Below are 17,992 nucleotides of genomic sequence, written 5' to 3' on the forward strand. Positions count from 1 at the left end.
ACAGACGCACGGGCGCCTCGCCCGGCGCCGCAGGGCGGCACCGCGGACGCCTGTAACAACGGCGAAAGGCGCCCGTCGGGTAGACAGGGGCCATGCGTGTTCTGGTGGTGGAAGACAACGCGTTCCTCGCGGAGATGATCGCCGAGGGCATGCGCCGCGACGCGATCACGGTCGATGTCGCCCTCGATGGAGTCAGCGCTCTGCGCAAGCTCCAGTTCGGCGACTACGACGTCCTCGTACTCGATCGCGACCTTCCCGGTATGCACGGCGACGAGGTGTGCCGCCGCCTGGTCGCCAAGGGCCTGCTCACCCGGGTGCTGATGCTCACCGCCTCGGTGACCGTCGCCGAGCGGGTGGAGGGCCTGAGCCTCGGCGCCGACGACTACCTCACCAAGCCGTTCGCCTACGAGGAGCTGCTCGCCCGCGTGCTCGCGCTCGGCCGCCGCGTCCAGCCCGCGCTGCCGCCGGTGATCGAGCGTGCCGGGATCACCCTGGACACCGCCCGCCGTCAGGCCGACCGCGACGGCGCGGCGCTCTCCCTCACCCGCAAGGAGTTCGCCGTCCTCGAAACACTGATGCGCGCGAACGGCGCCGTCGTCAGCGGCGAGGACCTCATCGAGAAGGTGTGGGAGGAGAACGCCGGGTACGACACCAACCCCGTGCGCGTCACTTTGAGCCGACTGCGCACCAAGCTCGGGGGCCCACCGGTGATCGAGACCGTACCCGGTGCCGGATACCGCATCGCCGCCTTAGCCCCGTCCCGGCAGCACGCCGCGGAGGCGCCCGGCTCCCCGGACACACCCGGCCCGGCGGACCTGCCCCGCTCCGACATAGCCCGCTCCGCGAACACCTCCGGATCCAGCGGATCCAGCGATTCCGGGCGGGCCGGCCGATGATGCGCCGACTGCTGCCCACGACGGAGCGGGCCCGCCTCACCGCCCTCTACGGCGGGCTCCTGCTGCTGGCCGGAGGTGTCCTGGCCGGCGTCATCTTCGTACTGGTCCAGGACGACCTGGACGCACGTCTCGGCAGGGCGATCACCCCCGTGCCGCGCGGGCCGCGGATCACCTCCGACGACGACATCCCTCCCGGCTCCGTCCGGGGCGACGGGTACACCGTCCTCCCGGCGAACAAGGCGGGCGAGGCGGCCAGGACACGGACGGTGGCGGCCCTCACCGCCACCACCCTCAGCCGCCTGCTGACCGTCTCGGGCATCGCGCTCGGCGTCTTCGCGGTGCTCTCGCTCTTCCTGGCCTGGTGGATGGCGGGCCGGGTGCTGCGCCCGGTCGGTGTGATCACCGCCACCGCGCGCAAGCTCTCCGGGGAGAACCTCCACCAGCGCATCGGCCTCAAGGGGCCGCCCGGGGAACTCAAGGCGCTGGCCGACACCTTCGACCAGATGCTGGGTCGGCTGGAACAACTGGTGACGGCCCAGCAGCGGTTCGCGGCGAACGCCGCGCACGAGCTGCGCACACCGCTGGCCGTCCAGCGGGCCGCCGCCGAGATCGGCCTGGCCGACGCCGACCCCGAACGCGTGGCGTGGATCCGGGGCGAGCTGATCAAGGCCGCGGACAGCAGCGAGAGACTCATCGAGTCGCTTCTCCTGCTCGCCGCCACCGACCAGGGCATCCGGCGCCGCGAGGACGTCGCAATGGACGAGACGGTCGCGGTCGTCACCGGCGGATTCTCCGACGAGGCCCACGAAAAGGCGATCACTGTCACGACCGCGGTGGAGCCGCTGACGGTTCCGGGCGACCCGGTCCTGCTCGCCCATCTGGTCCGCAACCTCGTCGCCAACGCGGTGGCGTACAACCACCGGGGCGGCCGCATCCGCGTCCACCTCGCCGGCCGGGTGCTGCAGGTTTCCAACACGGGCCCGGAGATCCCCGCGGACACCGTCCACCGGCTCTTCGAACCGTTCCGCCGGCTGAACGAGCGCACGCACACCGCCGGGGAGGGCGCCGGACTCGGGCTGTCCATCGTCGCGTCCATCGCGCGGGCCCACGGCGCCGAGGCCACCGCGGACGCCAACCCGGGCGGCGGCCTCTCGGTCAGGGTCTGCTTCCCCTGAGGCCGCCGTCCCGCCCTCACGCCGTCCGGGCGTAGTGCTCGGCGATCTCGTCGCTGGTCGTCACCCACACCCCGGGGTGGTTCACGACGTACTCCAGCGCCTGGTCCACGTACCGGTGCCGGAACGGCTGGTTGATCACGAACGGATGCAGCACCAGGGACATCACCCGGCCGCTGGTGGCCGCGTCGGCGTAGAGCTGGTCGAGCTGGTCCTTGACGATCCGGACGAAGTCCGGCCCGCTGAGGCTCTTGCCCACGAACATCTGGACGTCGTTGATCTCGATCGAATACGGCACGCTCAGCATGCCCGGCACATTCAGCCGGTATGGCTGGTCGTCGTTGGCCCAGTCCAGCACGTACCCCAGCCCCAGCTCGGCCAGGAGCTCCGGGGTCCGGAAGGTCTCGGTCAGCGCCGGTCCCAGCCAGCCGCGCGGCCTGCTGCCGGTGGCCTCCTCGATGGTGTCGATCACCTCGGTGAGGTAGGCGCGCTCCTCCTCAAGGGACATGTCCGCCTGGAGGATCGAGTTGTTCTTGCCGTGCGCCGCCCACACCCAGTTCCGCTCGCGGCCGGCCCGGATGATCTGGGGGTAGCGCTCGGCGACATCGGAGTTGAGCATCACACTCGCCCGTACCTGGTGCCGGTCCAGGCTCTCGATCAGCCGCCAGATGCCCACCCGGGGGCCGTAGTCCCGCCACCCGTAGTTCAGCGGGTCGGGCGCCAGCGCCCTGGTGTCGGCGAAGATACTGGTCGAGGGGCGGTCGACCTGGTAGTGCTCGACGTTCAGCCCGACGTAGAAGGCCACGCGGGCGCCGTCCGGCCAGTGGATCGGTGCGCGCTCGACAATGGGGCTGTAGTCGAAGAGCTGGTTGTCCATCAGAGCTCACCTCAGGTGTGCGGTGGGGCGGTTGGTTCGCTTGATGGGCATCGTGAAACCCTCACATCAGTGAGAAGGTCAAGCGGGGGCTTCGCATGAGGAGTGACCACGCGAGCTGAAAGACTGCGTCGGCGTAACCCGCTGTGCTGTGAGTGCCACGTGTGACGTGTGTGCCAGCAGTGCCATGAGTGCCATGAGGAAGGACGTCATGACGCCGCCCATCGAGCTTCCGTCACCGCCGCCCGGCCCGGACGAGCGGCCGTGGAAGGACCGCGCCGGATTGCTGGAGGAGCGGGCGCGGGCGATGGGAGCGCTGGCGCGGTGGTACCTGGCGCCGCATCGGGCGCTGCTGCTGTGGCTGTCCACGCTCGTCTTCGCTCTGGGGTGGAGCCTCGCGGTCTCGGGGTTCCAGTTCCTGGTGAAGGGCGAGATCATCGAGCATGTGCTGGGCGTGATCTTCCTGGGTCTCGCCCTGGGCGCCACGGTCCCCTCCAGCCTCGGGGTGGCGTCCGGCATCCGGCGCGACGTCTTCGTGGGCGCGTGTCTGCGCGACTGGGCGGAGCTGGAGCGTGACCCCCAGACGCTGCCGCACTGGCGCGTCTCCGGCGGTGCGCTCCTGTGGCTGGGCCCGTCCATCGTGCTGACCTGCCTCGGGCTGGCGCTGGGCGGGTTCGCCGTCTTCGCGGACATCGGCACGGAGAGCTTCGGCACCGTAGCCGGTATCGGCATCGTCTTCGCGGTCGCCGGGGCGCTCGGCATGGCCAAGGCGATCGACTACTACCGCCTGGTCAGCCGCGAACTCCGCCCCGGCACCGGCGTTCCGGATGGCTGCGGCCGGGATGCCTGCGCTCCGGACACGCCCGGTCCCGGCTCGCCCTACGACGACGGCTTGTGCGACGACGGCTTCTGCAGTGACTGAAAGCGGTGCCGCAGCTCCTCGTACCGCTCGTTCGGGCTCTCCCCGCGCTGCTTGGCCGCCTCCTCGATGCGGGTCAGCAGCTGCCTGATCCGCACGGCGTCCATATAGGCGTCGCGTTCCAGCTTCTTGTACGCGGCGGCGGCGGGCCCCTTGTGGTCGTCCGGGTCGACCGACTGCTTCAGGTGGCCGAGACGCTCGATCTGTTCCTCGAGGTAACTGAGCATTCCCTCAAGGTCTTTGATGAGATCCGACAGATCCTGGTCCGATACGGACAGTTTGTCATGACTCATGTTCCACCGTCTCTGCCATCCTCCCATCGGCCCAGTCGCGGGATGATCGTGCCATGACCGGGGCCGGTGTGGAGAGTCACCCGGAGTTTCTTGCCGGAGGTCAGTCCGGCAGGGCCGTGTCCGGGGGCAATTCGATGCAAAAGTCGGTGGCGAGGACGGCCAGCACCTCATCGCTGTCGGCGAGTTGGCGCTCCTTACGGGTGCCGTCGGAGCCGGTCTCGACGAGGGTCCGCCCGGACAGGGAGAGATGGCGGTCCGGGGTGGCGCGCTGGACGTAGAGGCTGTGCTGGAAGGGTGAGCGCGGACTGGTGGCGACGTACCAGTTGATCACCACGTAGTCGGACGGATGGCAGGGCTCCCGGGTGAAGGCGTACTGGTCCTGCCAGGAGCCGTCGAGGAACGCCTGGAACACCCACAGGTCCTCCAGCCCGCCGGGGTGCGGCTCGCGGACGTAGCGATGGCGCCGGGTGCCGTCGTGGAACTCGGTGCCGGCCACGAGCGGCACGGCCTCCAGGAGGCTCCCGATGCTGCCGAAGCCCACATCGGCCACGTAACGCCGCTCCTCGCCCGGGATCTCGACCAGCAGCAGCATGTGGGTGCGCGGACGGACCGCTCCGGGCGCCGCTCCGACCCGGACCCGGCCGGAGAGGCCGGTGACGCCGAAGCCGAGCGCGGTGAGGGCGGCGGTCAGCAGCGTGTTGTGCTCGTAGCAGTAACCGCCGCGCCGACTGCGGACCAGCTTGGCCTCGAGGTCGGGGAGGGCGAGGGAGGGGGCCGAGCCGAGGAGGGGCTCGAGGTTCTCGAACGGGATGGACATCAGGTGCGCCCGGTGCACCGCCCGCAGCGTCTCCACGGTGGGCGCGGGGCGCCGGTCGCCCGTCCAGCCGATACGGGCCAGATAGGCGTCAAGATCGAGGTCGGTGCGGGCCGGTTCCATACTGCCGACCGTAACGCCGCGGCCCCGGCACCGGCCTCCGCTCATGGTGGGGACCGCGTCTGGTCCCCTGGACGTAGGTCCTTTACGCCTTCGGCGCCGCCGCGAGGTGATCGAGCTCGCCCGCCTTGATGGACCGGAGCAGGGCTCCCAGCTTCACGGGGGTCGTGGCGAGGACGGTGCGGGGGTCGTCGCTCTCGCGGAGGGCGACGGTGGTGCCTATGAGGGCGAGTTCTATGCAGGAGTTTCCGTCCCCCGCGCTGGAATAGGAGGATTTCTGCCAGTTGACCTCGGTCATCTCCACGCCTTCATGTCTGTTGAGCGATGTCACGAATGAAATCACGTGACTCCTCCACGGAGAGGGCCGCCTCGGTGGTGCGGTCCAGGACTCCACGATGGTTGACGAGCTGGGACTGCGCGTCCAGGAAGACCGGGCCGTGGGCGGCGTCGAGTTGCGCGGTGTCCAGCTGGGGCACCGCCCCCAGGGCGTAGGTGACCGAGAGCCCGGGCACATGGAATCCTCCGGCCTCGAAGGTCAGCACGCGCACGGTGACGTTCTTCCGCTCGGAGGACTCCAGCAGGCTGTCCAGTTGCGCGCGCAGGACGAGGCCCGTTCCGAACCGCATGCGCAGCGCCGCCTCGTGGATGATGAAGGTGCACGGCGGCGGGTCGTCCCGGTCCAGGATGTCGCGGCGCTTCATGCGGTGGGAGAGCCTGCGTCTCAGGTCCGTGGCGGACCACTGCGGGACGGTGGAGCCGAGCACCGCACGCGCGTACTCCTCCGTCTGCAACAGGCCGGGCATATGCATGATTTCGAGCACGCGCAGGCTCGTGGCGTAGTACTCCAACTCGGCCAGGTCGAGCCCGCCGGTGGCGATATGGCCCCGGTACTCCTCCCACCAGCCGCCCTTGCGTTCCCGGGTCATGGCGACGAGCGCCTCGACGTACGCGCTGTCCGGACAGGCGTAGATGGCGGCGAGGGCCCGGACCCGCTCCTCGCTCACGCCGAAGCGCGCGAGCTCCAGGTTGGTGATGTGGGTGCGATTGATGCCCAGCCGGTCGGCGGCCTCCTGAATGCTGAGACCCGCGCCTTCGCGCATCCTCCTGAGTTCTGTACCGAGCCGGACTTGGCGCGCGGTCGGGACGCTCCTGGGTGGCATGGTCCTCCGTAACCCTCAAGGAGTAATTGTCGGGGAAATTCAACGGGACCGTAGCAGTTGTTTGCACCGCTGCCCTACCGTAGGTGCCGTTGCCGCTACTGCGCGTTGATCGCCGTAACGGTACGCGCGCTGTCGGCCCCCTCACAGGGAGTTGCCCCATGGATTCCGATCACGAGTCCGACGACCGTCCCCCACACCGCCCGCCCGTTCCCTCCAGGGATCCGTACGTCTACACCCTCCAGAGCAGCCGCCATGCGACGTCCCCCAAGGTCTGCCGGGACTTCGTGGCCTGCGTCCTGAACTCCGTGGGGCAGGAGGAGCTGGTCGACACGGCGACGCTGTGCACCTCGGAGCTGGCCACCAACGCGTTTCTGCACGCCGAGGGCGACTCCCTGATGCTGCGCGTGGTGATCGAGCCGCCCCGCTTCCGCGTCCTGGTCTACGACGCCTCCGTCGAACTCCCCACCGCCGCACGCCTCCCCGAGGGCGATCGACTCCACGGCCGCGGCCTCGGACTGGTGGCGGCCCTGGCCGACGCGTGGGGGACGGCGGAGGGGGACGCGGTCGGCACGTATGCGAAAGGGGTCTGGTTCGAGCTCGCGGGCAAGGAGGAGAAGGCCGAGGAGCAGCCTCGGCCTTTCACGGGGTGACGGCTTTCCTCACCGCTTCGCTTTGGCGTCCATGAAAGTCAGCGGAAATGTCTCGCCGGACTCCGCGTAACGGTGGAACCGGCTCGTCCAGGACGGCTCCTGAAGGGCCCGGACCTGGGCGCGGGGCAGGGCCATATGCACATCGCGGGCGCCGTTCTGATCGGCGGGGGTCGGCGCTATGTGCACGGTCCAGGGAATGGGAATCGAGGTGAAGTCGTACCAGAACGGGGCGCCCTGCCCGAAGTCGATGCGGTAGAAGGGGAGCTTCGACCAGTTGTTGATCGCGATGGTGCTGTCGAACGCGTCCAGGCCCATGGTGTTCATGACGCGCTTGAAGCGTCCCGCATCCCGTTCGGCACAGAGGAACGCCGTTTCCTCGCGGATTCGCTCCTCCGTGTTTTCGGCATGGCCCGCGCGGACCGCCGCGGCGACCTCGCCGAGAGGGCGGGCGCGCAGTTCGGCCGCGGTCATTCCGGGCCGGGTGTTGGTGACGGCGTTGCCCCAGTAGTCATCCGGTATGGCGTCGCCGGCGAACGAACGGAAGTCGGCGATGAGGCCGAGCCTTTCCTCGCTCGCGTCGGGGCGGTCACGCAATTCGCCGAGCACTTTCCACAGATGGGCGGTCAGCGCGTCATTGGTCGACACCCACCGCTCCGTGCCCGCGAGGTCGGCCATCGCGGTGTCCTTCATGGTGGCGAGTTCGGCGGCCGTGAAACGGGTGGTCACCGTCGTCACGTTGCCGAGGCTGCCCATCAGGGCGCGGCCGATGAAGGCGGACTTCTCGCCCCTCCCGATGATCGTGAGATGGGCACCGCCCATACGGGTGTCACCCGTGGCCGAGGCGCCGAGCGCGTCGATGACGCTGCGGTCGTGGCTGGGCTTGGGGTATCCGAGGCCCCGGTGCTCGCGCACCCAGCTCTCCAGGAAGCTCATATAGCTGGACCCGTCGGCCACGGCGTGATTCATCGTGAGGCCCAGGATGGAGCCCCCGCCCTTCATATGGGTGAGCTTCACCGTGAAAAGCGGCGTATCGCGGTCAACCACCCAGAAGGGCATGGCGTGACTGAGATGGCGCTCCAGTCCCTTTTTCGCCGTGTGACGAGGCCCGTAGTCCGGCATGGGCTCGGATGCGTATGCCTCGACGAAGCGCACACCGCCATCGTCGCAGAGCACACTGAGGCCGCCGTCGGGATCCCTCTTCATCCGGCCGGAAAGGATCGGGAAGGTGCGCAATGTCCTGGCGAGGGAGGCGCGGAGCGCCTCGCCGTCGAGGGTCTCCCGGTAGAAAAAGGCACGCGGGGTATAGACCGGGCCGATGAGCATGTCGTAGACGCTGAGCCGTATGCGGTCACCGCTCGCCTCTCCGGCACGTACGGTGAACGTTCGCTTGGCGCCGCTCTCGGTGGCGGATGCCGTCATACTCACACGCTCTTTCGTCGGGACCGAACACGCTGTCGCGTCGACGCGTTGACCCTAACTCCCCGGTCCCGAGCGGCCTCATGAACTGGAACGGGGTTTAGGGAAATTCCGCACCTTCCGTTCGGCCTCGATCTTTCTCGGCGGGCCGTGGCCGTGTTAGGCCCTGCCGTCCAAGGGGGCGCCCTGCTCCCGACGCCTGGCACGGCCGCTCGCCGCGTTGTCGCATCACCCGAGTACGCCCAGTACGAGGGTGACGCTCCGCCTTGCGATCGACCGCACCAGCCGCCGCTCGCGGCCGGGCGCCCCCTTGGACGGCAGACCCTAAGCCGGATGCCCCAGAAGCATCGTGGGGGAGCCCTTCGAGCGCGTCAGCACGATGGTGCAGGCGTTCCCGCCCTCGAGCCGGAGCTTCTTGCGGAGTTGTTCCGGCTCGACCGCCGAACCGCGCTTCTTGATGGTCGCGATGCCGACCTCCCGCTCCCGCAGCAGCGCCTTGAGCCGCTTCAGGTTGAACGGCAGCACATCCGTGATCTCGTACGCGGTGGCGAACGGCGTCGGGCGCAGCTCGTCCGTCGTGATGTAGGCGATCGTCGGGTCGATCAGCCGGCCGCCGACGCGGGCCGCGACATCGGCGACGAGATGGGCGCGGATGACGGCCCCGTCCGGCTCGTAGAGCCAGCGGCCGACCGGGCCGGGCTCGGGGGCGGGGAGGTGCGGGGTACCGACGAGGGAGTGAGCGCTCGGCAGCAGGGTGGCGCGGCGCAGCCCGGGGCGGGCGGTGCCGAACCACAGGACGGCCTCCTTCACCTGGCCGTGGTCCGAGATCCACTCGGCCTCCGCGTCCTCGGGGACCGCCTCGTGCGGCACGCCGGGGGCGATCTTGAGGGCGGCGCGCGGGGTGGTGCGGGCGGCCTCGATGGCCCAGGAGAGGGGCGGGGAGTACGCCTCGGGATCGAACACGCGGCCCCGGCCGCCGCGCCGGGCCGGGTCGACGAAGACCGCGTCGAAGGACCGGGTGTCGATGTCGGTGACATCGGCGCAGCGAATCTCGATGAGCTCGGCCAGGCCGAGCGCCTGGGCGTTGGCGCGGGCGACGGCGCAGGTCAGCGGGTCGCGGTCGACGGCGAGGACGGAGATCCCGGTGCGGGCGAGCGCGATCGCGTCGCCGCCGATGCCGCAGCACAGATCGGCCGTGCGGCGGACGCCGAACTCCGCGAAGCGGGCGGCGCGGTACGTGGCGACGGAGGTGCGGGTGGCCTGCTCCACGCCGTTCGGCGTGAAGTACATGCGGTGCGCGTCCTCGGGGCCGAATTTGGCCACCGCCCGCTGCCGCAGCGTGGCCTGGGTCAGGGCCGCCGAGACCAGCGCCGGGGGGTGGTCGCGGCGCAGCCGCGTCGCGGTGGCGAGCTCCTTCGCCGGGTCGTAGTCGCGGAGCCCGGAGAGCAGCGCCTGCCCCTCGTCGCCGAGCAGTGAGTCGAAGGCGTCAACGTCCACATGGCCCATTCTCCCCGCTCCCGCGAGCGCATTCGCCCGCGTAGGGCGCGCAGATGCACGCCTCTGGACCGAAGATCACTTATGTGATGATGATCAAGACTGGTTTTCCTCGCTGTCTGGTTCTCGTCGGCGCGGCAGCCGTGCTCACGGCCTGCGGATCCCTCGGCGCCGCCACCGAGCCGTACGCCGGCTCCCGTCACGGCGCTCCCATGCCGCCGGCCTCCCTCGCCTCCCGGCTGGACGACCCGCCGTCGCCCTCGCGGCCGCCGTCCGGACGGGAGCCGGATCCGCGGCCACCGGCGTCGTCCGGTCCGGGGTACGAGGGGCAGGGGTACGAGGGCGAGGCCCAGGGCGGCGCGTTCCCGGATGCGCCACCGGGCTCCGGTGACGCCTCGGCGTCCACTCCGCCCCCGGCCGCGGGGCCGTCCGGCCCGGCCTCCGCGCTGCCGCGCTCGGGCTCGGTGGGCGGCGCCTCCGACGCCTACCGCCGCTGGGGGCTGGACCGGCCCCTGGAGCGGCCTCCGGCCCCGCCCGCCGTCAAGCCCGCGCTCGGGCGGTCGGGGCCGCAGCAGTGGGGGCTGCCGCCGGTCGTGCGGCGAGTGCCGACCGACCAGCGGGTGGTCTTCGTGACGATCGACGACGGGATCGAGAAGGACCCGCGCTTCGTGGAGCAGGCCCGCGAGCTCGGGCTGCCGTTCACCGGGTTCCTGACCGACAACGTGATCGGGGACCACTACGACTACTTCGACGAGCTGCGCCGGCTCGGCAACCCCATGGAGAACCACACCCTCACCCATCCCAGCCTGGCCGGTATGGCCTACGACGACCAGGTGCGGGAGATCTGCGGCCAGCGGGACGTCCTGTGGAACCACTTCGGTCAACAGCCGCGCCTCTTCCGTCCCCCGTTCGGGGAGTACGACGAGACGACGCTGCGGGCGGCGGGCTTCTGCGGCGCGCGGACGGTGGTGCTGTGGCGCGCCGAGATGGAGACCCACGGGCTGGCCTACCGCTCCGGCGACCATCTGCTGCCGGGGGACATCATCCTCGCGCACTTCCGGGGGCCGGAGCAGCTCGAGGGGCAGTCGATGACCGACTGGATCACGGAGCTGGTGCGGGCGATCCAGGCCCAGGGGTTCACGATCGGGCGGCTGGAGGACTATGTGTGACGGCGCCGGGGGGGAGGCTGCTGTGCGGACGGCCTGGGGCTCTGGAGCGAGGTGGGGCCGCGCGGCGTGCTCGCGGCCCCGGAGCGTGGCGGCCGTAAGGCGGTGATGAGGTGGCGAGCGGGGGTCGCCGCCACCACGTCGCTTGGCACTCTAGTTGACTGAGTGCTAACCGCGTCATAATGTCGAGGCTGGCACTCGGGACCGATGAGTGCCAAGGGATACAGCGACGGGCAGGTCCGGCACCCGCGACGACGGATCCACCTGGTCGCCACCTCAGACAGTTGACCCCGTGAGATCTCCGAAGGGGGAGGTCGGATCGTGACGACCACCAGCTCCAAGGTTGCCATCAAGCCGCTCGAGGACCGCATTGTGGTCCAGCCGCTCGACGCCGAGCAGACCACGGCCTCAGGCCTGGTCATTCCGGACACCGCCAAGGAAAAGCCCCAGGAGGGCGTCGTCCTGGCTGTGGGCCCGGGCCGCTTCGAGGACGGCAAGCGCCTTCCGCTCGACGTCTCCGTCGGTGACGTCGTGCTCTACAGCAAGTACGGCGGCACCGAGGTGAAGTACAGCGGCGAGGAGTACCTCGTCCTCTCGGCTCGCGACGTCCTCGCGATCGTCGAGAAGTAATCACCGAAGTTTTGCCTATGAGCCGTGCCCCGGTGCCCGCGTCTGAAACCGGGGTCGGGGCGCGGTTCGTTTGAGAGGACATACGCAACTCATGGCGAAGATCCTGAAGTTCGACGAGGACGCCCGTCGCGCCCTCGAGCGCGGCGTCAACAAGCTTGCGGACACCGTCAAGGTGACGATCGGCCCCCGTGGTCGCAACGTCGTCATCGACAAGAAGTTCGGTGCTCCGACCATCACCAACGACGGTGTCACGATCGCCCGCGAGGTCGAGGTCGAGGACCCGTACGAGAACCTGGGCGCCCAGCTCGTCAAGGAGGTGGCGACCAAGACCAACGACATCGCGGGTGACGGCACCACCACCGCGACCGTGCTGGCCCAGGCGCTGGTCCGCGAGGGCCTGAAGAACGTGGCCGCCGGCGCCTCCCCGGCCGCCCTCAAGAAGGGCATCGACGCGGCGGTCAAGGCCGTCTCGGACGACCTGCTGGCCACCGCCCGCCCGATCGACGAGAAGTCCGACATCGCCGCCGTGGCCGCGCTGTCCGCGCAGGACAAGCAGGTCGGCGAGCTGATCGCCGAGGCGATGGACAAGGTCGGCAAGGACGGTGTCATCACCGTCGAGGAGTCCAACACCTTCGGTCTGGAGCTCGACTTCACCGAGGGCATGGCCTTCGACAAGGGCTACCTCTCGCCGTACATGGTCACCGACCAGGAGCGGATGGAGGCCGTCCTCGAGGACCCGTACATCCTGATCCACCAGGGCAAGATCGCCTCGATCCAGGACCTGCTGCCGCTCCTGGAGAAGATCATCCAGGCCAACGCCAGCAAGCCGCTGCTGATCATCGCCGAGGACGTGGAGGGCGAGGCCCTCTCGACCCTCGTCGTCAACAAGATCCGCGGCACCTTCAACGCCGTCGCGGTGAAGGCCCCGGGCTTCGGTGACCGCCGTAAGGCCATGCTCGGCGACATCGCCACCCTTACGGGCGGCACCGTCATCGCCGAAGAGGTCGGCCTCAAGCTGGACCAGGTCGGTCTGGACGTGCTGGGCACCGCCCGCCGCGTGACCGTCACCAAGGACGACACCACGATCGTCGACGGTGGCGGCAAGAGCGACGAGGTCACCGGCCGCGTCAACCAGATCAAGGCCGAGATCGAGGCCACCGACTCCGACTGGGACCGCGAGAAGCTGCAGGAGCGGCTCGCGAAGCTGGCCGGCGGCGTGTGCGTGATCCGCGTGGGCGCGGCCACCGAGGTCGAGCTCAAGGAGAAGAAGCACCGTCTGGAGGACGCCATCTCCGCGACCCGCGCCGCGGTCGAGGAGGGCATCGTCTCCGGTGGTGGCTCCGCGCTGGTCCACGCCGCGAAGGTGCTGGAGAACAGCCTGGGCCTGGAGGGCGACGAGGCCACCGGTGTCGCGGTGGTCCGCCGCGCCGCGGTCGAGCCGCTGCGCTGGATCGCCGAGAACGCCGGTCTCGAGGGCTACGTCATCACCTCGAAGGTCGCCGAGCTCGAGAAGGGCCACGGCTACAACGCGGCCACCGAGGAGTACGGCGACCTGGTGAAGGCCGGCGTCATCGACCCGGTCAAGGTCACCCGCTCCGCGCTGGAGAACGCGGCGTCGATCGCCTCGCTGCTGCTCACCACCGAGACGCTGGTGGTCGAGAAGCCGGCCGAGGAAGAGGCTGAGGCCGGGGGCCACGGCCACGGTCACGCGCACTGACGCACTTGCGTTTGCACGTCGCTCTGCTGTGCCGAAGGCGCGGCCGCCCTGGGGGCGGCCGCGCCTTCGCTGTTCGCGGCGGTTGCTGGGGTGCGCGGTCGGTTGTGTGGTGGGTGCCGGGGGCGGGGCCTCCGGTGCGGCGCCCTGGACCGCACATTTACGGCGCCGGTGCCCGGGAACGTGAGGCGGGCCGGGGATTGGCGCCACAAATATGCGAAAGCGTCCAGGACACCACCCCTGCGACCCCGCCCCCTCCCGTCTCGTCGGCGTCCGCGCCCCGGTGGCCCCGGGGCCCCTCTCCGTCCCGGGGGCGTGAATGTAGCCCCTCCGGCGTTCAGCCCGTGAATTCAGCCCCTCCGGCGTTTGAGGAGCGGGGTCCGGGGCGGAGCCCCGGCGGGGGGCCAGGGGGCGGAGCCCCCTTGTTTCGGGAAGGGGCGGGGTGGGGGCTTTCCGCCGGAGGCGCCCACAGCCCGCACTCGGTTATTGGGCCTCGGGGCCGGGGCTGCCCGCCGGTGGCCCAGGGCGCCTGTCCGTCTCGTGTGCGGCCCGGGGGCACGGGCAATCCTGTGAGGGCTACGCCTTCGCCGGCGGGCGGCCGACCTTGGAGGAGAGGCTGGAGAGGGCCGAGCGCGGAGCCAACTTGGCCAGGCTCGACATCGCCTTGTAGCGCGGGTCCGGGATGGACAGCGACTTGCCCCGGGCGAAATCCTTCAGGGCCGCCGTGACCAGCCGGTCCGCGTCCAGCCACATCCAGCTCGGGACGCTGTCCTGCTTGATTCCCGCTCGCGCGTGGAACTCCGTACGGACGAACCCCGGGCACAGCGCCATCAGCCGTACGCCCGCGCCCGCCAGGTCCTTCGCCGCGCCCTGGGTGAACTGCACGACCCACGCCTTGCTCGCCCCGTACGTTCCGCGCGGGAAGAAGGCCGCGATCGACGCCACGTTGATCACCCCGCCGCGGCCGCGGCTGCGCATCGTTTCGGCGCCCGCGCTGGTCAGTCGCAGCACCGCCTCGCAGTGCAGCTTCAGCATCCGCAGCTCATCGGTGATCGGCACCTCCAGATAGCGGTCGCGGTTGCCGAAACCGGCGTTGTTGACGAGCAGATCGACCGGGTGGGTGCGGTCCCTGAGCCGTGTTTCGACCGCAGCGATTCCGTCATCCTCGGACAGGTCCGCCACCAGCACATCGGCCTCCACGCCGTGCCGGTCGTGCAGATCCGCCGCCTGCTCCCGCAGCCGCTTCTCGTCGCGTGCGACGAGCACCAGATTGTGCCCGTCGGCGGCGAGCCGGCCCGCGAAGGCGGCCCCGATGCCCGCGGTGGTTCCGGTAATCAATGCAGTCGTCATACGCGCACGTTATCGGCCATGGCAGGCCCCGGCGGACCGCCGAGCGGGGACCGCGAGCGATCTGGGTCGGAATGAGCACTTCCGTCAGCTGGACCGGTACTTGAGGGCGGCCTCCCGCGCCTCCGGATGCAGTGCGTCGCCCGCCGCCAGCACCCTCGGCAGCAGCTCCCGCTCCGTGGTCTCGGCGCGGAAGAGGAAGGCGACCGTCACCTCGTGGTCGGGCCGGTGGACGATCTCGACGGGGTCGCCCGAGCGGATCTCGCCGGGTTCGAGCACCCGCAGATACGCCCCCGGGACGGCGGCCTGGGTGAACCGCTTGACCCATCCCCGCTCGCCCAGCCATCCCGCGAACGTACGGCAGGGGATGCGCGGTGAGGTCACCTCCAGCAGCAGCTCGTTCCCCACCCGCCAGCGCTCGCCGACGAGGGCGCCGTTGACGTCGATGCCGCTGGTGGTGAGGTTCTCGCCGAAGACGCCGTTGGCCAGCTCGCGGCCCAGCTCCTGTTCCCAGACGTCGAGGTCCTCCCGGGCGTAGGCGTAGACGGCCTGGTCGTCGCCGCCGTGGTGGCGGGTGTCGCAGACCGTGTCACCCGACAGACCGCTCGCGCCCTGGCCCTTCGGCCCGGGGCCGTGACCCGTACCGGGCGCTCGACGGGACGCTTGTCGATACCGGTGCCGGCGGGCCAGTCGGTGTGGTCGGTCGGCGTCGCGCGGCCCAGGTTCACGGTGAGTACGGCTGGGGGACGTGGCGTATGCAGCATGACCGCACCGTAAGGCAGGGCGGTCAAAGCGTCGACTTCATATCCCGGCCCATCCCCAAGGGTCGCTTATGCTCGGAGGCATGATCGAGGCCCGCCATCTCAGGGTGCTGCGCGCGGTGGCCGCCACCGGCTCCTTCTCCGCCGCCGCCCGTGAGCTGGGCTGCACCCAGCCCGCCGTCAGCCAGCAGATGAAGGCCCTGGAGGGCGCCGCGGGCACCCCGTTGCTGATCCGCAGCGGGCGGGAGATGCGGCTGACCGAGGCGGGCCGGGCGCTGGTGCGGCATGCCACCGGGATCCTGGCCGGGCTGACCGCCGCCGAGGAGGAGGTCGCGGCGATCGCCGGGCTGCGGGCGGGCCGGGTGCGGCTGGTGTCCTTCCCCAGCGGCAGCTCGACCCTGGTGCCCATGGCGCTCGCCGAGCTGCGCGCGGCGCATCCGGGGACGCGGGTCTCGCTCGTGGAGGCCGAGCCGCCGGGCTCGGTGGAGATGCTGCGCTCGGGCGACTGCGAGATCGCGCTGGCCTTCCGCTATCCGCAGATGGGCGAGGAGGCTTCAGGTGAGTGGGACGACCTGGTTTTGCGGCCGCTGCTGAACGACCGGCTGGTGGGCGTGGTGCCGGAGGGGCACAAGCTCGCGGGCGCCGGGGCGGTGGGAATCGCCGAGCTGGCCGGGGAGCCGTGGATCGCGGGCTGCCCGCGCTGCCGGGGGCATCTGGTGGAGGTGTGCGAGTCCGAGGGGTTCACGCCGCGGATCGACTTCGCCACGGACGACTATCCGACGGTCATCGGCCTGGTCGGGGCCGGGCTGGGGGTCGCGGTGCTGCCCGAGCTGGCGCTGGAGTCCGTACGGACCAAGGGCGCCACGACGCTGGAGGTGGAACCGGCGGTGCGCCGGGAAGTGGTGGCGCTGACCCTGCCCGACCTCGCCCGCGTCCCGGCGGTGGCGGCGACGCTGGACCGGCTGGAGCAGGCGGCCCGCAGGTGAGCGTTGCGCCCCATGGCACGTGGTGGGGGCAGAAGGAACGTTTCTTCGATTGGCTGTGACCGGGCTCCGATCAGGATCCGGGGGCCCCGGTGCCGGCGACCGCGCGGTGGCGTGCCCGCCCCATGAGCTCCTCGCGCTCGTCCTCGGTCAGTCCGCCCCACACTCCGTAAGGCTCGCGTACGGCGAGGGCGTGCGCGGCGCACTGTGCTCGCACCGGGCAGCGCATGCACACCTCTTTCGCCGACATTTCGCGTGCGCTGCGGGCAGCGCCGCGCTCCCCCTCCGGGTGGAAGAAGAGCGAGCTGTCGACCCCGCGACACGCGGCCAGGAGCTGCCAGTCCCACAGGTCGGCATTCGGGCCGGGAAGACGGGAGAAATCTGCCATTGCCTTATCTCCTCGATGTGATCGGCTGCGGACGCTGCGTCCTGGGTCGCACATCTACGGTGTAAGTAGATGTAAATATGACTCATTGCGAATCTAGCCACACAGACCGGCAAATTGGAAGCAAGGTCGCCAAATGCCACCGAAGGGACTGCCTCGGGGGCTGTCCTATGGGGGAGACGCGAAGGACGCGACCTGTGCGACGAAGCTGCTCCGTGTCCGCGCCCTCACGTAGAGTGTCGAAGGTGGCCGCCGAACCCCGTAACTCTTTCGGGTGACCGTCGTTGAGAGTGCGGAGGCGGTTGATGGGTAAAGCTCTCGGACAGATATCCGGGGCTGTCAATCGCTCAGGTGACGATATGTACCAGCCTGGAGGCTCAAGGTGACGCGCATCAGCTGCGGAGGGCGGCCATGACATCCGTCCTCGTCTGCGACGACTCCCCGCTTGCCCGAGAGGCGCTGCGCCGTGCGGTGGCGACCGTGCCCGGCGTCGAGCGTGTGACGACGGCGGCCAACGGCGAGGAAGTCCTCCGCCGCTGGGGCGCCGACCGCTCGGATCTGATTCTGATGGACGTACGGATGCCCGGTCTCGGCGGTGTCGAGACCGTGCGGCGGCTGCTCTCCGCCGACCCGGGCGCCCGGATCATCATGCTCACGGTCGCCGAGGACCTCGACGGCGTCGCGCTGGCCGTGGCCGCCGGCGCCCGTGGCTATCTGCACAAGGACGCCTCGCGCGCCGAGCTGCGCGCCACCGTGACGCAGGCGCTCGCCGACCCCACCTGGCGGCTGGCCCCGCGCCGGCTGCGCTCGGCCGAGATGGGCGCCGCGCCCACCCTCACCGCGCGCGAGATCCAGGTGCTCGAGGGCATGAGCCACGGCCGCTCCAATGCGGAGATCGGCCGTGAGCTGTTCCTGTCCGAGGACACGGTCAAGACGCACGCACGCCGGCTGTTCAAGAAGCTCGGCGCGTCCGACCGGGCCCATGCGGTGGCCCTCGGGTTCCGCTGGGGCCTGGTCCGCTGACTCGGCCACGACCGTTCTGACGTGCTGCGCAGCGGGGGCGCTACGGTCCCCGCCCGCCGGGTGGCGGGCGGGGCGAGAGCGTGCGCGGCGGGCCCTGTCGCGGTGGCCTGTGTCAGTTCCCCGCGCTATGCCGCATCCTTGAAGGTGTGGAGTTCCTCGGGGACGAGTCGGTCGG

At 70.3% G+C, this 17,992-nt stretch carries 18 protein-coding genes and 1 pseudogene; 9 read left to right on the plus strand and 10 right to left on the minus strand.

Annotation, left to right across the window (positions count from 1 at the left end; translation table 11 throughout):
• Positions 1-92: 92 nt before the first annotated feature.
• Together BLV72_RS20230 and BLV72_RS20235 are read left to right on the plus strand one after the other, a co-directional pair.
• On the plus strand, positions 93-896 hold the full coding sequence (locus tag BLV72_RS20230; protein ID WP_093463900.1) for a response regulator transcription factor: 804 nt from the start codon (positions 93-95) through the stop codon (positions 894-896).
• Positions 893-2,071 (plus strand): sensor histidine kinase, encoded by a 1,179-nt coding sequence (locus BLV72_RS20235; protein ID WP_342030668.1) that lies wholly within the window; start codon positions 893-895, stop codon positions 2,069-2,071. Before BLV72_RS20230 ends, BLV72_RS20235 begins: the two co-directional genes overlap by 4 nt.
• A 16-nt stretch (positions 2,072-2,087) precedes the next feature.
• On the opposite strand, the gene BLV72_RS20240 is transcribed toward BLV72_RS20235, so the two are convergent.
• Positions 2,088-2,945: a polysaccharide deacetylase family protein gene (locus BLV72_RS20240; protein ID WP_093463903.1), complete on the minus strand. Its 858-nt coding sequence runs from the start codon at positions 2,943-2,945 to the stop codon at positions 2,088-2,090.
• Positions 2,946-3,153: 208 nt separating this feature from the next.
• Between BLV72_RS20240 and BLV72_RS20245 the strand changes: the two genes are divergently transcribed.
• Positions 3,154-3,864: a hypothetical protein gene (locus BLV72_RS20245; protein ID WP_093463905.1), complete on the plus strand. Its 711-nt coding sequence runs from the start codon at positions 3,154-3,156 to the stop codon at positions 3,862-3,864.
• Here the strand turns inward: BLV72_RS20245 and BLV72_RS20250 are convergent.
• The 4 genes from BLV72_RS20250 to BLV72_RS20265 form a co-directional block, all read right to left on the minus strand.
• On the minus strand, positions 3,822-4,154 hold the full coding sequence (locus tag BLV72_RS20250) for a hypothetical protein (protein WP_093463906.1): 333 nt from the start codon (positions 4,152-4,154) through the stop codon (positions 3,822-3,824). The genes BLV72_RS20245 and BLV72_RS20250 overlap by 43 nt on opposite strands.
• A 100-nt stretch (positions 4,155-4,254) precedes the next feature.
• Positions 4,255-5,091 carry an arylamine N-acetyltransferase family protein gene (locus BLV72_RS20255; protein ID WP_093463908.1) on the minus strand — a complete coding sequence of 279 codons (837 nt, stop codon included), beginning with the start codon at positions 5,089-5,091 and terminating at the stop codon, positions 4,255-4,257.
• 82 nt (positions 5,092-5,173) lie between these two features.
• On the minus strand, positions 5,174-5,386 hold the full coding sequence (locus BLV72_RS20260; protein WP_093463909.1) for a DUF397 domain-containing protein: 213 nt from the start codon (positions 5,384-5,386) through the stop codon (positions 5,174-5,176).
• A gap of 10 nt (positions 5,387-5,396) precedes the next feature.
• Positions 5,397-6,248, minus strand: coding sequence for a helix-turn-helix domain-containing protein (locus BLV72_RS20265; RefSeq protein WP_093463911.1), 852 nt, complete (start codon positions 6,246-6,248; stop codon positions 5,397-5,399).
• A gap of 158 nt (positions 6,249-6,406) precedes the next feature.
• Between BLV72_RS20265 and BLV72_RS20270 the strand changes: the two genes are divergently transcribed.
• Positions 6,407-6,898, plus strand: coding sequence for an ATP-binding protein (locus BLV72_RS20270; protein WP_093463912.1), 492 nt, complete (start codon positions 6,407-6,409; stop codon positions 6,896-6,898).
• A 9-nt stretch (positions 6,899-6,907) separates the two neighbouring features.
• Here the strand turns inward: BLV72_RS20270 and BLV72_RS20275 are convergent, their stop codons facing one another.
• The gene (locus tag BLV72_RS20275) at positions 6,908-8,317 is read right to left on the minus strand and encodes an acyltransferase (RefSeq protein WP_093463914.1); all 1,410 of its coding nucleotides are present in this window, start codon (positions 8,315-8,317) and stop codon (positions 6,908-6,910) included.
• Positions 8,318-8,638: 321 nt separating this feature from the next.
• Positions 8,639-9,820 carry a class I SAM-dependent methyltransferase gene (locus BLV72_RS20280; RefSeq protein ID WP_093463915.1) on the minus strand — a complete coding sequence of 394 codons (1,182 nt, stop codon included), beginning with the start codon at positions 9,818-9,820 and terminating at the stop codon, positions 8,639-8,641.
• Positions 9,821-9,897: 77 nt separating this feature from the next.
• On the opposite strand from BLV72_RS20280, the gene BLV72_RS20285 reads away from it, so the two are divergent.
• From BLV72_RS20285 to groL, 3 genes are all read left to right on the plus strand, one after another.
• A complete protein-coding gene (locus BLV72_RS20285) occupies positions 9,898-10,977 on the plus strand; it encodes a polysaccharide deacetylase family protein (RefSeq protein ID WP_244320869.1) in 1,080 nt (359 codons plus the stop codon).
• Between the two features lie 318 nt (positions 10,978-11,295).
• Complete coding sequence (gene groES / locus BLV72_RS20290; RefSeq protein ID WP_014054228.1) at positions 11,296-11,604, plus strand: co-chaperone GroES; 309 nt, start codon at positions 11,296-11,298, stop codon at positions 11,602-11,604.
• Positions 11,605-11,695: 91 nt separating this feature from the next.
• Entirely contained in the window at positions 11,696-13,321 is a 1,626-nt protein-coding gene (groL, locus tag BLV72_RS20295) for a chaperonin GroEL (RefSeq protein WP_093463918.1), read from the plus strand.
• Positions 13,322-13,894: 573 nt separating this feature from the next.
• Here the strand turns inward: groL and BLV72_RS20300 are convergent.
• The gene (locus BLV72_RS20300; RefSeq protein ID WP_093463920.1) at positions 13,895-14,668 is read right to left on the minus strand and encodes an SDR family NAD(P)-dependent oxidoreductase; all 774 of its coding nucleotides are present in this window, start codon (positions 14,666-14,668) and stop codon (positions 13,895-13,897) included.
• Positions 14,669-14,752: 84 nt separating this feature from the next.
• Positions 14,753-15,429: pseudogene (locus BLV72_RS20305) on the minus strand (MOSC domain-containing protein).
• A gap of 80 nt (positions 15,430-15,509) precedes the next feature.
• Here BLV72_RS20305 and BLV72_RS20310 point away from each other — a divergent pair.
• Positions 15,510-16,412 carry a LysR family transcriptional regulator gene (locus BLV72_RS20310; protein WP_093470446.1) on the plus strand — a complete coding sequence of 301 codons (903 nt, stop codon included), beginning with the start codon at positions 15,510-15,512 and terminating at the stop codon, positions 16,410-16,412.
• Positions 16,413-16,482: 70 nt separating this feature from the next.
• On the opposite strand, the gene BLV72_RS20315 is transcribed toward BLV72_RS20310, so the two are convergent.
• Complete coding sequence (locus BLV72_RS20315; RefSeq protein WP_014054233.1) at positions 16,483-16,797, minus strand: WhiB family transcriptional regulator; 315 nt, start codon at positions 16,795-16,797, stop codon at positions 16,483-16,485.
• 408 nt (positions 16,798-17,205) lie between these two features.
• Here BLV72_RS20315 and BLV72_RS20320 point away from each other — a divergent pair, with 408 nt between their 5' ends.
• Complete coding sequence (locus BLV72_RS20320; RefSeq protein WP_003948568.1) at positions 17,206-17,817, plus strand: response regulator transcription factor; 612 nt, start codon at positions 17,206-17,208, stop codon at positions 17,815-17,817.
• Positions 17,818-17,992: the final 175 nt, after the last annotated feature.

The sequence above is a fragment of the Streptomyces melanosporofaciens genome, from assembly GCF_900105695.1.
Taxonomy (GTDB): domain Bacteria; phylum Actinomycetota; class Actinomycetes; order Streptomycetales; family Streptomycetaceae; genus Streptomyces; species Streptomyces antimycoticus.